Raw genomic sequence first — 15,059 nt, forward strand, 5'->3', positions numbered from 1 at the left:
TTATCGATAAAAGGCACCAAGTGAATATTGGCGGAAAGCAACAGAAAGGTATTCCGGTGATATGAAACTGGAGATGCTGATAACTATTAATAAATTATGCCCTTTGCTTCCTACACCCGTATCAACTGGGCCAGGTTCGAAGGGTCGCGTTACCAAGCAAATGCTTCGTCGGCCTCTCAGTCTCCTCGGCGAGACTCCCCTGCATAGGTAATTTCACTATATCTAATATATTAGCTTGTCAAGATGTAGATGATAAAGCCAGCAGCCTTGACTATAAAATCAACTTACGGCTGCATTTAAGCGCCAAGAAACTCAACGCACTGGCAAACGAATGCCACCGTCAAGCCGGATGGTTTCGCCGTTCAACATTTCGTTTTCACATATACTTTGTACCAAATGAGCATAGTCTTCCCCCTGCCCCAATCGTTTAGGAAACAGCGCTTGGGCTTCTAGTGCGTCCTGTACTTCCTGAGGCATTGAGGTCAACATCTGTGTCACAAACAAACCCGGTGCTATGGTGTTAACGCGAATGCCATTACGCGCTAAGTCTCGCGCAACGGGCAAGGTCAGGCCAACAATACCATTCTTTGAAGCTGCATAAGCTGCTTGGCCCATTTGCCCCTCGAATGCTGCAATGGATGCGGTATTGATAATTACCCCACGTTCGCCCGTGGCATTGAGTGGGCTTTGCGCGCTCATGCGTGTCGCCACCAGCGCGATCATTCGAAATGTGCCCACCAGATTTATGTCGATGACCTTTTCAAAAAGCTCAAGTGAATGGGGTTCACCACGACTGGTGGTTTTAGCTGCTGGGGCAATACCCGCACAGTTGACCAAAATGTGTATGTCGCCATAGTGAGCTTGTACTTGGTCAAGTGCTTTGGCGATGCTGTCTTTGCTGGTTACATCAACCCGATAAAATTTTGTATTTAGTTCTTCTGCCAGCTTGCTTCCGGCTTCTTCATTTAGATCGAAGATAACAGGATTTGCTCCTAATGATGCCAGGTGCCTGACTGTTGCAGCACCAAGGCCCGAAGCTCCTCCCGTAACGATTGAATTAAGGTTACGATTAATATGCATTTACACCTCCCCACGTATACACTCGCAGTGTTATTTACCGACTTAATGGTGCGAGCTTGTAATGGATATAAGGTCTACATATTCCTCGATTCCTGCAATATGACGAAGGTTTGAGTTTTGGAGTTTTATCTTTAGGCCTTGGGCTTGAGCCCTATGGTAAGTTGTCGTGTCCGTGAGGCCGGAAGCTCTACTAAATTTGGTTGCCGCCTCGTATTTTGCCGCCCGATTGACAGCATCTCCGATCACCGTGAATTCACGACGCTCATCAACACCTATTACACCTAATGCGACCGTTCCCACTGAGACGCCAACACCGATTTGAAAGGCACCCGGCCAACCTGCAGCTTGCAGCTCTTGTTGATTGCTATCTATTTTATTGATTAGATTTTGTGCCGCTAATAGGGCATCGGCACAACAGCTGTTTGATGGTGCTAGCGCACCGAATGTTGCCATAATTCCATCACCTAAAAATTTGTCAACGGCGCCATTATGCGCTTTGATCACATCTAGGGACAACTGCTGGTAACAAGCGAGAACCCTCAAGATTTCCGTGGGAGACATATTTTTAGCAACTTTTGTAAAGCCCCTTATATCAACAAACATAACAGTAGCTTGGCGCTCTTGGGCATCGCCTGCTTGTAACTCTTGATCTGCTGATACAATGGATTTGGCAACTTCTTGAGGAAAGTAACGGCTCAAGTCATCAACTGCACTGTGCTCCTTAATTGCAAGTAGCATTATTCTACGGCTTCTTTGAAGTGCCAATGCCAAAATGAGTGAAACAGCAATGATGATGATGAACTTATCCAGTTCAGCACCAACGAGGATTTTGTTGCTTGTTAAATACTCTATGTAGTTGCGGGTTATACGGTTCATACCGTCTTGGGTATACAGCACGTAAGCGACCAGAAAAGCCCAGGCACTTGCTGCAATACCACCAATAAACAGAAGAATCCTGGGGTCATATCGTAATGCCCTTAAGCTGATGAATAAGAACACATAGGCCAATGTTGGTGCCTTTAAATAAAAGGCCGGATGCTGATTGTATTGCAGGTGAAACGAAAACAACAATCCCATAACCAAAGCAATGTCTACCACTGCTGAAAGCAATACCATTACGAGTGAAAGGTGGCTTGTAAAGGAGTAGTAAAAACGAATTGATGTAAAAATAGCATAAAATCCCAGCGCAATAGGCACGTAATTAAAGCCCATTTCGCCTTCTGCTCTTGGTGCTATAAAATAGAGACTTGAGAAAAAAATTAGAACAAGCAACTGAACTAGGCTAATGAGTTTTTCTGCTTGATTTTCTTCTGCGCGAACCTTCTCCTGTAATCTGATTGGTAACTGCTCTATGGTGCAAGCAGGCCCTGTGAAGAGCTCTTTAAGCCCTGCTCGCATATGGCCCTCCCGCCAAATATTCGTGATTATTTTTTGCGGTGCGCACTTACTATCTTTTTTAGAGAACAAAGCAATGACCCGTACACATAAGATGCTGTTCTTTTCAGCTCGTTGCGGCAGTTTGAGTGCAACTCAGTTTTGCATCTGGTTGAGTTATCAGAACTTTTTGGTGCTTGTTTTAGCTTTGGCTTGTAATACCCTTAGATAGACAAATTACTCGTATCAGCTAAAAAAGCCACTATTGTCTAAGTCTACATGTGTTAGGTGAAAGTTCTTTCGGTCATTTAAGTGTGTATTTAATCAAATTTTATAAATATATAATCTGACCGTCGTAGGCCATCAGCGCTCCACCATGCAAGTTACGTGCTTGATGTGCAATTGCATCCAGTTCATCATCAGTTCTTTTAGGGTCATGATGAAACAAAACCGGTGTTGCGACTTTTGCTTTTAAAGCCAAGTCGATTGACTGTTGCCATGATGAATGGCCATAGCCTTTAAACCTTGGCAGTTCTTCGTCACAATACATGGCATCATGTAACATGATGTCTACACCCGAGACGAATTTCTCAATAGCCCTATCAATATGGGCTACGCCCATTTCGTGGTCGGTGATAACAGCGATGCTTTTAGCGTTATAAGTAATTCGATAGCCACAAGCTCCATCTGGATGATTAAGAGCTTGAGTTTCAATCGTCAGACCACTGTCTTTCACCCATTTGTGCCCTGGCTCAAAATGCTTAAAAGATACACCTGTTAGCTTATTAGCTGTAACAGGAAAAATAGGCGGTGACATAATCCGGCAAATTGTAGCTCGCAACTCTTCGTCTGAGGAGAGATTACCAGCGTAAAAGTCGACTTGGCAATCAGGCGCGTAAGCTGGAGCAAAAAACGGTAGCCCACAGATATGATCGAGATGTGTATGCGTTAAAAAGTAATCATAGTGTTTTTGATCAAGTTTAGACAGGCTAAGGCCGAGCTTTCGTGCACCAGAGCCACAGTCAATGAGTATACGTTCATTTGCAGCAACTATTTCAAGCGCGATTGTCTCCCCGCCGTATCTCGCCATCTGCGGACCCGATACAGGTGTTGAGCCTCTCGTACCCCATAGTTTTACATAGAAATCACTCACGCTTCCCCCCTGAGTGCATTGATGTGCATGGGAGCAAAGCTATTGATACAAGGCTCATTTCACACCTTTGTTTCCGCCTTTAACGCTGCAAGTTCTCGTGTTGTCTGCTCAAGCCTGAATGCGATTTCTCGCATAATCTTGAAAGAAACGCCTGGAAATTCTTCTAATAGCTTTAAGAAATTGTCTTTAGATATTGCAAGGACTTTTGCCTCATTTGCAGCAACGAGCGTGGCAGTTCTTGGAATTTCACATAGGATGGCTATTTCCCCAAGTATATCGCCAGTGGTTGCCGTTATAACCCGTGTATCATCAACGTTCACGTCAATTTCACCTTGCAATATAACGAAAGCGCAGTCCCCTTCATCCCCTTGCAAGCAAAGCGTCTCACCTTTTGAAAGCTCTATACACTCAGAAATATAGGCCAATAGCTTAAGTTTTTTCTCGTCCAGGCTCTTAAAAAAACTCACCTTTTTCAAAGCGGCCATTTCATATTCAATTGTCATCATGGCCTCCATTTTGATCTGTTTCCTGTTGTTCTATTCCCTGGCTATTGGCCAGTTGGCCGGACTTCAATTGCATTTGCCTTGGAAATTGCGAAGCAATTTCTGGGTCCGTTGTACCGACAATAAGTGTTTTATTTCGCAAATACTTTTGAAGAGCTTCTCGCCTTTGTTGTCCTTCAAGGGTTTTACTCGCAAGTGCCTCATCCAGTATGACAATATCGGCTTGTTTCATGAGTGCTCGCACCAAACCAAGCTGCCTCTTTTGATTGTCATTCAGGCGTGCACCAGCTATGCCTACATGGTACTCTAGTCCAGCCAACCTAATGGGCTTTACTAGGGAGTTGTCCTCGACCATTTCACGTATTACAGTTTCTATTCTTTGACGTGCGTCACGTTTTGTCAGTTTAACGGTACCGAATATGATGTTTGCTTCTACGCTTAAGTTTTGCATATAGGTCTTTTCATCAAAAAGTTCCAGTTGAGCTGGATATTGCGATGTTTCATCAATAAATTTATTACGCATCGTCACTATTTGAGCTTGAAAATCCTCAGTAACTACACCAAGGCGGTGTTTGGTTGGTACAAGTCGCAACGCTATTGAAACCAGCTTCTTCTTATCTTTGTCAGATGGGGGGCGCTTTGACATCCCGGGGCCACATTGCTGCAACAATGATTGATAATGGGGCAAGTCGTCGTAGCTTATAAAGGCGTACGTAGAAAACAACTCACTATCAGGGCTGATATCTGCAAAGAGCTCAACCATTAGACTAATGGTTTGATAGCCCATTGTAACAAGTGGTTCATACAGCCCCGATTTTTCTATAAATGTCTTTATTCGTTTGTCTGCTAATAAATCTTCTAGTTTAAAGCCTGTTGTTCGCGGCACTGCATAAAACAGATTTTGCACCAATGTTGCTGACTTGTTGAAGCGATCACGCTCCCATGGCTCTATTAGCTTTGCGAGTGAGCTGTCATTTTTACAGGCTTTAGCAAATTCTTCTCTAAGTTTGAGAATGTCGATTTGCAGCTCATGGTGATCGTCCTTATTGAGGATAGCTTGCAGGCCAAGTCGATATAAATCTTGTGAAAGCCCTGTCTCTTCACATATTTCCAAGATATTATTATCAAGCTGTTGTGGTTGTGTGACGTTGGCAGTAGCCAAGTCATCCCAATTGGCGATTGAAAGGAGTTGAGGGTTGGATGTCATTTTAGCTTCGTATAGCCAGCGTTGCATTTCTCTTTGGCTTTGTTTGTCGAGAAGTGGAAGCGATTGCGGGCGGTGGCGCAAACCATAACAAATGTTGTCACGAAGTGTTCCGGTCCAAATGTGTGGCTTGGGACCCGCATATGCAATTTTTCGCCCCAATGTTGCTTCGCTCATCATTGAAAGACAATGTCCGGCCGCTTTTACCACCCCTTTATCGGGGTCAAGCAGGCCCGCCATTATCATGAGGAGGTCTTTGCGGCCGTCCGCTTCGCTCCCTAGAATTGAACAGTGTTCTGCATACGGGATTTGACAGTTTATATTATCAAGCTCGCTGGCACCGACCTCGGCTTGGTAGACAACGTCCTCTAACACAAGGGGACCTTTTAGGGATTGGACTTCATCACTCGTGAGCTTTTGTATGCTCTTTAAGTTTGCGGGATCGAAATTCTCAATCACTGTCTGGTATTTAATGTTTACATCTGCGGTAAGCTGATAATATGCAAGCAACTCTTTCCATGGGCCTGCCAGGTCTTTATAGGCAGCAATAACCGCCAATAATGCCCCAATGCTCAGCTCGCCTTTAATAGCCAGATAGCCACCAATTAAATAGAAAAAGAAAGGGGTTAGCTGGTTCATAAAGTTATTGATGAACTTTATGAGGTATTTTCGGTTATATATATCAAAACGAATTTTAAAGTTCTTGTAGAGGCGATCAGCAAAATCGGCGCTGTGATACGCACTGGTATCGTTGGCGTGAATATCGGTAACACCTTGTATTGTTTCACCAAGACGATCGGCCATTACCCTTACATTTTGAACCCGCTGACGTGACAGCCTTAAAACACGTTTTTGTAGCTTAGGGATAATATAGCCTTGGATGGGGTATAGACTAATTGCTGCTAGCCCCAAGTAAGCGTCTTGCATGAAAATGAAGCCAATTTGCACAGCCAGCATACCACCTTGATAAGCCGGTAGAGCTAACGCTTCGCCTATGAAGCCGCCCACGGCCTCTACTTCTGCTGTTACCATCGGGATTATCTGACCCGAGCTGACTTTTTTAAAGTGAGATAGCGGGAAGCGCAGCACGCGCTGATACAAGTCAAAACGCAAGCGCCTGAGCATACGCTCTCCCAAACGGCCCTTATAGATATTCAAGAATAATTTGAAGCCATTGCTAACAATAACTAAAAATAGAAAAAGCAAACAAAGAACTAGTAAATACTCAATTTGCCCCAGACTATAACCTGCAATATTTTTTGGAAAGTCTGTACCACTTATCGCTTCATTCGTGATTTGTTTTGGCAATTCAAGCAGTATATAACTAACGGGATAGGAAAGACATGTGGCAAACAATATGACAAGTTGGTAACGGGAGGAGTAACTCCAGATAAACTTGATAAGGCTCTTTTCCATTATCTTTCCATCTTTTTATTATTTTTTAAACGTTGTTCGAGCGATGTCTTCCAATTCCCTGAGCTTCCAACTATCACCTTTGAATGAATTTATTATTTATAAAAAACTATGAAATGTCGTGTATTTATAATTCATATATTCGATTTAACTATATGATAATATCAATATACTGATTTTATACTGCGATAACTCAGTAATAATAACCAGTATATTGAACCGGTAGGAATGAATACCCTATGTTCGATGAATAAGTGAACTCATTAGAGCCGTTGAGGGAATAAACTTGAGTGCTGCGCGTATCCTCATTTATAGCCACGATACATTCGGGCTAGGTCATTTGCGCCGGTGCAGAACCATCGCGCATGCGCTTGTGGCTTCTCGCGAGGATCTTTCGGTTTTAATCATCTCCGGCTCTCCAATCATTGGCCGGTTCGAGTTTCGCTCACGCGTTGACTTTGTACGCATACCAGGGGTTATTAAACTTCGCGGGGGGGATTATACCTCCATGTCATTACCACTTGGTATTGATGAAACCGTGAAGATACGTGCTTCAATTATCGAGCATACCGCTAAGATATTTACCCCTGATATGATGATTGTTGACAAAGAACCCCTAGGGCTTCGCGGCGAAATTCAGCCAAGCTTAAGCTACCTTAAACAAAGAGGAACCAAGCTTGTTTTGGGCCTAAGGGATGTTATGGATGATCCCAATATATTGCGTGAGGAGTGGCAACGGAAAAACGCTTTGCCTGCCTTAGAAGAATACTATGATCAACTTTGGGTTTATGGGCCGAGTTACATGACAAACCCTTTACAGGGTATAGAAATGCCCAAATCTGTTCGCGAGAAAATACGCTATACCGGCTACCTGCGACGTTCACGTATTAAGCTGGCCCAAAATATTGAAAAGCCGTTTGGGGAAACACCGTTCATTCTGGTAAGCCCTGGGGGTGGCGGAGATGGAGCTGAGCTGGTTGACTGGGTTATCCGTGCTTACGAGTCGCAAAGCGCCCCCTTATTTCCAGCTCTCATTGTTTTAGGACCATTCTTACCGCAGGCGCAAGCGGAGGCATTTAAAGAGCGGGCAGCGCGGTTACGTGATGTGGAGATTATTCGCTTCACCTCCAACCTAGAGCAGTACATGCAAGCCTCTACAGCTGTTGTTGGCATGGGGGGCTATAACACTTTTTGCGAGATTTTATCCTACGACAAGCCAGCGCTATTAGTACCACGTATTCAGCCGAGACGAGAGCAGGCCATTCGAGCAGAGCAAGCCAAAACCTTAGGCTTGGTGCAGGTGTTACCAATCGATTCTTATCCCGAAGTGTCCCCCATGGTTGCAGCGCTTCGGCAACTCCCTGCTGCGCCGCACCCCTCCCGCTTTAACAGTTCTATGATGCTGACTGGCTTAGAGCGTGTTCAAGAGTTAAGCAAGGAGCTGCTTGATACAAAGGTCCATGATAAAGGTATTGTAGAGCCGCAAAAACCACATCGCGCAAAAGCAAGCAGCGAACAACTCATCCATTTTCCGCCTAGCAGCTTACCACCACGTGCAAAAGAATAGGGTTCGATCTTATGAAACGTCTTGCAGTGGTGTTGAAAGGATATCCGCGTTTATCTGAAAGTTTCATAGCGCAGGAAATCTATGGTTTGGAACAACGTGGCTTCAAGATTCTCATCATCGCACTTCGTGCTCCTCACGACCCATTTTTGCACGAAGTTCATAGGATGATACGCGCTGAAGTACATTACCTACCCGAATATCCTGATGAAAAGGACGCGCGGGTGAGTAAGGCGGTTTCTTGGGCACAAAAAAACGCAAATTATGATAGGCTATTGGAGTTGCAAGAGCACCGCAAAACCGCTTTACGATGCTCGAATTCATATGATGACAGAGAGGAGCAGCAACGCTTTTTGCAGGCGTGTGTGCTAGCCCATGAGCTGCCAGAGGATGTCGGCTGGTTGCACGTGCACTATTTGCATAGCCCTTGTACTGTACTTGCCTACAGTGCTTGCCTGCTCGGCCGCCCCTGGTCATTTTCGGCCCATGCCAAAGATATTTGGACCAGTAGGCCTGAAGAGCTACGTTTAAAGCTTCGTCATGCCAGCTGGGGGGTCAGTTGCACGCGCTATAACGTCAAGTATCTCCAAGAATTGAGTGATACCCCACAGAAGGTTTCACTCGTATATCATGGTTTAAAGTCGCAGGACTTTCCTGTTGTGAATGTGCAGCGTAGTTTCCAGCAAAAAGCATTTAATCCGCCCTTTGAAATCGTTAGTGTCGGGCGGCTTGTGGCGAAGAAAGGTTATGAAGACCTTTTAACAGCGCTTGGCAATCTCCCTACAGAGTTTGAGTGGCAACTAACGCATATTGGTGCCGGTGAACTGAATGATGAGCTCCAACAACTGGCTGGTGAGCTTGGTATAGATCAGCGTGTGCGATTTTTAGGAGCCCTGCCACGCGATCAAGTCATTTGCCACCTACGCAAAGCCGACTTGTTCGTTTTGGCATGTAAAATTGCAAAGGATGGAGATAGGGACGGCCTACCCAATGTTATTATGGAGGCCATGTTGCTTGGCGTTCCTTGCCTCTCAACATCTATTTCGGCCATTCCCGAGATCATTGATGATGGTGAAACTGGATATCTGGTTCCACCCGATATGCCAAATGCATTAAAAGAAGCGATTTTGGACCTGGCACATAACGATGGGTTGCGGTTGCAATTGGCACTAAACGGGCAGCGACGTGTCCTACAGAATTTTAATAGTGAGAGTTTACTGGACCAGCTGGCTACCCGCTTTGAAAGAAGCATTGGGGCTAGCCAATGAAAATTGCCTGTACGTTTCCCTTAGGCGCTCCTGAGGATACTGCCATTTCCGGGGACCGACAAATGGCGCGGCAGATCGTAAGAGGTTTGCAAAAACTGGGACATTGCGTGGTTCCCATGACACCATTTTGTAGCTGGCAACGGCATGCAGGCCGACGGCGCGCCAAACTCTTGCAAAGTCAAGGCGTTCAAATTGCTCAAAGTGATATTCGGGCATGGGTCAATTGTCACTCTCCCCTTCCCCAAGCTGTCGTTTGTTATCACCTTTATCACCGCGCACCCGATTATCAAGGAGCATATATCGCCCGGTATTTTAAAATACCCTATGTGATCATTGAGGGTAGTTATGCGCCAAAGCGTGCGCTTGGGCCATGGTCCTACGGGTTTTATCAATCACGCGGTATGTTACGACAAGCCGATGCTGTGGCCGCCATGACACAAGCTGATTTACAGTGCTTGAAACGAGTTGTGGCACCACATAGGCTATTGAACTTTCGCCCCTTTTGGGATGGAAAAGTATCTAGCAGCGTAAAGCGCGAAAGTGATGAAGCAGCAACTAACTGTTGTCGTTTGCTTTGCGTTGCCATGATGCGTTATGGGGATAAATACAAATCCTATGTTGCGTTGGCCCAAGCCTTATCATTGCTCAAAAACCGCCGTTGGCAGTTGACGATTGTTGGCGATGGCCCCGCCCGCCGTGATATTGAACAACTGTTTGTTCACTTTTCTCCGCAAACTGTAAACTTTGTTGGTCGCATTTCTCCCAGCAAAATGAGCAGATATTACCAAAGGGCTGATATCTTTATTTGGCCGGCAATTCGCGAAGCTTTCGGAATGGTTTTTCTGGAGGCTCAATTTCACGGTCTTCCTGTTGTTGCAGGGCATTCTCTTGGTGTTGGTGATGTGGTTTACGATCAACAAAGCGGGCTGTTATTACCTGAAGGAGATGTCAAAAAACTGGCTGAAAACCTGGCAAAACTTATGGACCAGCCACCACTTCGCTTCACCATGGGGCAAACAGCCCAAAGGCTTATGAACGAACGGCATAGTGCTCAAGTGGGTAAACAGCTTATTGCCACAACATTGGAGACTGCCTGCCAAAATTTTGCTGCTAAGGTTCGCTAGTGGAAGGGTCGAGAAATTGAGTTAAAAACGGCAATTGCAAGTTATGAGGCTTTAATGGAAGTTTTTATTCATGTGCAACATTTACTTGGCAGCGGCCATGTTGTACGCGCTTGCGCCTTAGGGCAAGCTCTTGCAGCGCGTGGAGCTCGCATTCGCATTGCCCATGGCAATAGACTGCCGCCAACGCTTAGTTGCGATAATCTGGAGATGGTGGCGCTTCCATTTGCAAAAACGCGTGATGTTTTTTTTAAAGAAATCCTCGACCAACAAGAAAAACCGCTTGATGAAGTGTGGTGGCTCAAACGCCTCAAAGCAACCAGAGAGGCACTAGTTGCCAAACCCTGTGATATTTTTATAACTGAAACGTTTCCTTTTGGACGGCGGAGTTTTGCGCAAGAGTACCTCTACCTCATTTCGCTTGCCCGCAACATGGAAAGAAGACCGCTTGTTGTCAGTTCGATCCGAGATATTCTGGTTAGAAAAAAACAGGCTTATAAAGAACAATGGATGGCAGCGCAGGCGAGCGAACTCTATGACTTGGTGCTGGTACATAGCGACCCCAGCCTCATTCAGCTTCGTGATAGTTTCCCTTATACCAGTCTGATTGAGGATAAAATCCACTATACCGGTTTTATCAGCAGTGCCAAAAGCAACACAATAGGTGGTTCAGCAAACGAAAAAGACGGCTTTGATGAAATCATCATTTCCTGTGGCGGTGGCGCGGTTGGCTTAAAACTGCTCGAAACCGCTATTGCTTGTCATCGTCTGGCAAGCATGGCCCAAAGTGGTACATGGCGTATTTTGGTGGGTAATGATATTCATGAGCAGGATTTTTCAAGGTTACAACAGTATCAAAGCGACCGTTTGATCGTAGAGCGGGCACGCAGCGACTTTACTCGCTTACTCAAGCGAGCCCGGTTATCGGTGTCACAAGCGGGATATAACAGCACACTAGATGTGTTAGGTGCCCAAATTCGTTCTGTGATGATACCTTTTAGTCAAGGTCATGAAAGTGAGCAGCTGCAACGCGCGCAAGTCCTACAGGAAAAGTCGCGTGTACAGGTGGTTGAAGAGCACCAACTTACACCGCAGAGTTTGGCTTGTGCCATTCAAAAGGCCCTAGCGGCTCCTTTGCCTGAGCTTTCGGTTGATATGAATGGTGCCGAAAACTCAGCGCGTATCTTGATAGATGCACTTGCCAAGCATCGTAGGTAAGTAAGGCTTAAGAGTAAGCTTCATGACGCAAATACAATTCAAAGATTTTTTGTATGCTGAGTTGGATTGGTTCAAGGCACGGGGCCGGTGTATTTCTTTTTGGTGGCGTGATGATGATTGTATCCGTGTGACTACAGCGTTGCGCAGGCTGCTTCATATCCAAGAGAGGCATTCCACGCCTCTGGCGCTTGCTGTTGTTCCATATGCATTTCATCAAGAGACTATAGAACAACAAAGCAAGCTGATTGATTGTTTGCGCCAGCACAAGGGCGTTAACGTATTTGGGCATGGCTTTTCTCATCGCCCTACAGTGATGGAGCAAACTAGCCTTACTCAAATCAACCGATTGGGCCGTGTTGTGGAGCCAGTTAAGGCTGAATTTGGCAGCCTATGCGAATTGGCAACAGGTTTGCAGATGATCGCTCAGGGCTTTGAAATAATGCGCGGTAGCTTCAACGGGCTTTTTATGCCTGTTTTCGTACCACCTTGGAATCGACTGGATCCCAAGTTTTGGCGTTCAATGTCAAAGTGTGGCTACAAAGCTCTAAGCAGTTATGCGTTTACAAAAAAATTCAGCCCAGAGCAGGTACAAACTCACTTAGACATCATTCATTGGAGAGGGGACAAAGAGTTCTGTGGTTACGATGCGCTCATACACCAACTGGGTTTGCAGTTTGCGCGGCGGCGCGCTGGTAGCGATGAACCGATTGGCATCCTCTCACACCACTTGGTGCAAGATGATCGCGGTTTTGAGTTTCTAGACTTTTTTATTGAGTGCTGTCACCACCACTGTGCTGCTAATTTTCCGCAGCTAGATGTTCTGTTTCAGCTTAACCCCACTGCCCCTGCTAATTAGTGGTGGTACGGGTCTGCCGCATCACGTAAGCCATCTCCCAAAAAGTTAAAGGCCAGAACTACGATTATGACAACCAGCATGGGTGCCATGAGCCAAGGATAAAGTACAACAACTGAAATGCTCTGGGCCTCATTGAGCAGCACCCCCCACGAGACCGCAGGGCGGCGCAGGCCAAGGTCTAAAAACGAAAGTGCCGTTTCTCCAAGGATCATAGCGGGGATCGACAGTGTAGCCGACGCGATTAAGTGACTTGTGAAACCGGGGAGTAGATGACGAAAGATAATTCGGCTTGGAGACGCCCCCATATAGAGCGCCGCTTTGGCGTAATCCTCTTGCTTTAACGCCATTATTTTAGCCCTCACAGCTCTGGCAAGTCCTGGCCAATCCAGCAAGCCCAGTATGACCGTTAGGCCCAAATAGACAGCAATTGGAGACCATGTAACCGGCATGGCAGCTGAAAGCGCCATCCACAATGGAAGCTCGGGCAATGAGCGTAGTATTTCGATGAGCCTTTGGATTGCACCATCAACCAGCCCTCCCAAGTAACCGGCCAATCCGCCCAGTACAACGCCCAGCACCATTGATATGGCCACCCCGACCAAACCCAACGTTAATGAAAGTCTGGCTCCGTGGATCAGGCCGGATAATAAATCCCGCCCTAGTCTGTCTGTTCCCAAAGGATAAAAAACACCATTCTCTGGTGGGCAAACGAGATGAAAGTCGAGTTTGAAAGTACCTAAATATTTATAGGGTTCGCCCCTACAAAAAAAGCGTAGATGCATGGGTTTTTGGGTTTCAATCTCGTAGTCCCAGCGCATAAACTCAAGATTAACAGATGCTTTCATCGGGTACACGAAAGGCCCTTGCCACTTACCTTCATGGAAAAGGTGTATAGATTGCGGCGGCGCATATAAGTAATCAGAGTTGCGTGTATTTGCAGAGTATGGGGCAATTTGCTCAGCAAAGGGTACGCATAAGTAGAATAATAAAAGCGTGTATAGTGCAAATACTGCAAGCCGATGCTTTTTAAAACGATAGTACACAAGCTTCCAACGGGAGGCGCTTGCCAACGCCACTTGCTCTCGCGCTAACGAGGTCTTCGCTTGAGGTTGATAGGGATGCTTGGAGAGATAGTAGTCATCCTCGTTTTCATGGGGGCTGCTATTAGGCCTTTCATTATTTGGGGGAGACACCATTGTTATCCTCCCTATGACTTGAGAGCTGGTTGTTGGACCGTTTAAATTTAAAGCCAACTTTGCGTATTCTCGGGTCGAGCAAGCCAAGTAATAAATCGGAAATGAGCATACCAATCAATGTCAGCGACGAAATGAACATTAAAATGAATGCTGACAAAAACTGATCCTGCGACTTTAATGCGCTAAGTAATACGGGCCCGACCGTTGGCAGGTTCAGCACCACGGAAACAATAACCGAACCTGAAACCATTGAAGGAATTAAATTACCTATATCTGCAATGAACGGATTAACTGCGACCCTTAAGGGGTATTTTATTAATAGCGCAGTTTCGCCCATGCCTTTTGCTCTAGCAGTGATGACATAGTGGCGGCGCAACTCGCCAAGCATATTGGCTCTTAAACGACGTATCATTGCCGCAGTACCTGAGGTACCAATCACGATCGTTGGAATTATCAAGTGAGAGAGAATGGAGCCCACCTTCTCCAAGGATAGAGGTGCTCCAATAAATTGCGGAGCCATCAGGCCGCCAATGGAAAGGCCAAACCAGCGGTTGGCAAAATACATCATTAATAGTGCAAGTAGAAAGTTGGGCGTGGCAAGGCCAATATACCCTAATAGAGTAAAACCGTGATCGCCCCATGAGTATTGCCGGGCAGCAGAATAAATGCCTATGGGAAAAGCTACTGCATATATGAAAATCATACTTGAGAAATTAAGAAGTATGGTCAATGGCAGTGTACTGCCCAAAACCTCTATGACAGGCCGTTGATGTTCAAAAGACCATCCCCAATACCCCTGCAGCAAGCCATTAAAGCCACTAGGACCCGGCATAGCGCCAAGCCAAATAAGATAACGTTGCCAAAAGGGCCGGTCCAATGCAAATTCGCTGCGCAAATATAGCAGTTTTTCAATGGAAGACTGTTCACCCGTAGAACGTAAGTAAGCAATCTGGTTGGAGATGTAATCACCCTCTGGCAATTCAATAATAATAAAAATGAGGATGCTGGCAGCAAGTAATGTGGGCACCATGGTCAATATCCGCTTAAGCGTATAGGCCAGCACAATTTTCTACCTTATTTACTCTGGAGCTCCAACTGTTCTTTAGAGA

At 45.8% G+C, this 15,059-nt stretch carries 12 protein-coding genes; 5 read left to right on the forward strand and 7 right to left on the reverse strand.

Features of this window, described 5'->3' with window-relative positions; translation table 11 throughout:
• Positions 1-312: 312 nt before the first annotated feature.
• From AYK67_RS13090 to AYK67_RS13110, 5 genes are all read right to left on the reverse strand, one after another.
• Positions 313-1,080 carry a 3-hydroxyacyl-CoA dehydrogenase gene (locus AYK67_RS13090; RefSeq protein ID WP_068087594.1) on the reverse strand — a complete coding sequence of 256 codons (768 nt, stop codon included), beginning with the start codon at positions 1,078-1,080 and terminating at the stop codon, positions 313-315.
• Between the two features lie 42 nt (positions 1,081-1,122).
• Positions 1,123-2,478 (reverse strand): adenylate/guanylate cyclase domain-containing protein, encoded by a 1,356-nt coding sequence (locus AYK67_RS13095; RefSeq protein ID WP_068087597.1) that lies wholly within the window; start codon positions 2,476-2,478, stop codon positions 1,123-1,125.
• A gap of 307 nt (positions 2,479-2,785) precedes the next feature.
• On the reverse strand, positions 2,786-3,607 hold the full coding sequence (locus tag AYK67_RS13100; RefSeq protein ID WP_068087601.1) for an MBL fold metallo-hydrolase: 822 nt from the start codon (positions 3,605-3,607) through the stop codon (positions 2,786-2,788).
• 59 nt (positions 3,608-3,666) lie between these two features.
• Positions 3,667-4,110, reverse strand: coding sequence for a cyclic nucleotide-binding domain-containing protein (locus AYK67_RS13105; RefSeq protein WP_173645120.1), 444 nt, complete (start codon positions 4,108-4,110; stop codon positions 3,667-3,669).
• Positions 4,100-6,730, reverse strand: a complete 2,631-nt coding sequence (locus tag AYK67_RS13110) for an ABC transporter transmembrane domain-containing protein (RefSeq protein ID WP_068087603.1) — start codon at positions 6,728-6,730, stop codon at positions 4,100-4,102. Before AYK67_RS13110 ends, AYK67_RS13105 begins: the two co-directional genes overlap by 11 nt.
• A gap of 283 nt (positions 6,731-7,013) precedes the next feature.
• On the opposite strand from AYK67_RS13110, the gene AYK67_RS13115 reads away from it, so the two are divergent.
• The 5 genes from AYK67_RS13115 to AYK67_RS13135 are packed head-to-tail and all read left to right on the forward strand — an operon-like array spanning position 7,014 to position 12,754.
• The gene (locus AYK67_RS13115) at positions 7,014-8,294 is read left to right on the forward strand and encodes a glycosyltransferase family protein (protein WP_338012338.1); all 1,281 of its coding nucleotides are present in this window, start codon (positions 7,014-7,016) and stop codon (positions 8,292-8,294) included.
• Positions 8,295-8,305: 11 nt separating this feature from the next.
• The gene (locus tag AYK67_RS13120; protein WP_068087606.1) at positions 8,306-9,559 is read left to right on the forward strand and encodes a glycosyltransferase family 4 protein; all 1,254 of its coding nucleotides are present in this window, start codon (positions 8,306-8,308) and stop codon (positions 9,557-9,559) included.
• On the forward strand, positions 9,556-10,683 hold the full coding sequence (locus AYK67_RS13125) for a glycosyltransferase family 4 protein (protein ID WP_068087609.1): 1,128 nt from the start codon (positions 9,556-9,558) through the stop codon (positions 10,681-10,683). The genes AYK67_RS13120 and AYK67_RS13125 overlap by 4 nt, the downstream gene beginning before the upstream one ends.
• A 54-nt stretch (positions 10,684-10,737) precedes the next feature.
• Positions 10,738-11,898: a glycosyltransferase family protein gene (locus AYK67_RS13130; protein ID WP_068087611.1), complete on the forward strand. Its 1,161-nt coding sequence runs from the start codon at positions 10,738-10,740 to the stop codon at positions 11,896-11,898.
• A gap of 22 nt (positions 11,899-11,920) precedes the next feature.
• On the forward strand, positions 11,921-12,754 hold the full coding sequence (locus AYK67_RS13135; protein WP_068087614.1) for a DUF2334 domain-containing protein: 834 nt from the start codon (positions 11,921-11,923) through the stop codon (positions 12,752-12,754).
• Here AYK67_RS13135 and AYK67_RS13140 read toward each other — a convergent pair.
• A complete protein-coding gene (locus AYK67_RS13140; RefSeq protein WP_068087617.1) occupies positions 12,751-13,950 on the reverse strand; it encodes an ABC transporter permease in 1,200 nt (399 codons plus the stop codon). The genes AYK67_RS13135 and AYK67_RS13140 overlap by 4 nt on opposite strands.
• Positions 13,931-15,013 (reverse strand): ABC transporter permease, encoded by a 1,083-nt coding sequence (locus tag AYK67_RS13145; protein WP_082735813.1) that lies wholly within the window; start codon positions 15,011-15,013, stop codon positions 13,931-13,933. Before AYK67_RS13145 ends, AYK67_RS13140 begins: the two co-directional genes overlap by 20 nt.
• Positions 15,014-15,059 lie beyond the last annotated feature (46 nt).

The sequence above is a fragment of the Polycladidibacter stylochi genome (assembly GCF_001562055.1).
Classification (GTDB): domain Bacteria; phylum Pseudomonadota; class Alphaproteobacteria; order Rhizobiales; family Stappiaceae; genus Pseudovibrio; species Pseudovibrio stylochi.

Excerpts from the sequence above, each read along its gene's own strand:
- AYK67_RS13125 (WP_068087609.1), top strand. The coding sequence starts at position 9,556 with ATGAAAATTGCCTGTACGTTTCCCTTAGGCGCTCCTGAGGATACTGCC.
- AYK67_RS13110 (WP_068087603.1), bottom strand. The coding sequence starts at position 6,730 with ATGGAAAAGAGCCTTATCAAGTTTATCTGGAGTTACTCCTCCCGTTAC.
- AYK67_RS13130 (WP_068087611.1), top strand. The coding sequence starts at position 10,738 with ATGGAAGTTTTTATTCATGTGCAACATTTACTTGGCAGCGGCCATGTT.
- AYK67_RS13105 (WP_173645120.1), bottom strand. The coding sequence starts at position 4,110 with ATGACAATTGAATATGAAATGGCCGCTTTGAAAAAGGTGAGTTTTTTT.
- AYK67_RS13120 (WP_068087606.1), top strand. The coding sequence starts at position 8,306 with ATGAAACGTCTTGCAGTGGTGTTGAAAGGATATCCGCGTTTATCTGAA.
- AYK67_RS13090 (WP_068087594.1), bottom strand. The coding sequence starts at position 1,080 with ATGCATATTAATCGTAACCTTAATTCAATCGTTACGGGAGGAGCTTCG.
- AYK67_RS13135 (WP_068087614.1), top strand. The coding sequence starts at position 11,921 with ATGACGCAAATACAATTCAAAGATTTTTTGTATGCTGAGTTGGATTGG.
- AYK67_RS13095 (WP_068087597.1), bottom strand. The coding sequence starts at position 2,478 with ATGCGAGCAGGGCTTAAAGAGCTCTTCACAGGGCCTGCTTGCACCATA.
- AYK67_RS13140 (WP_068087617.1), bottom strand. The coding sequence starts at position 13,950 with ATGGTGTCTCCCCCAAATAATGAAAGGCCTAATAGCAGCCCCCATGAA.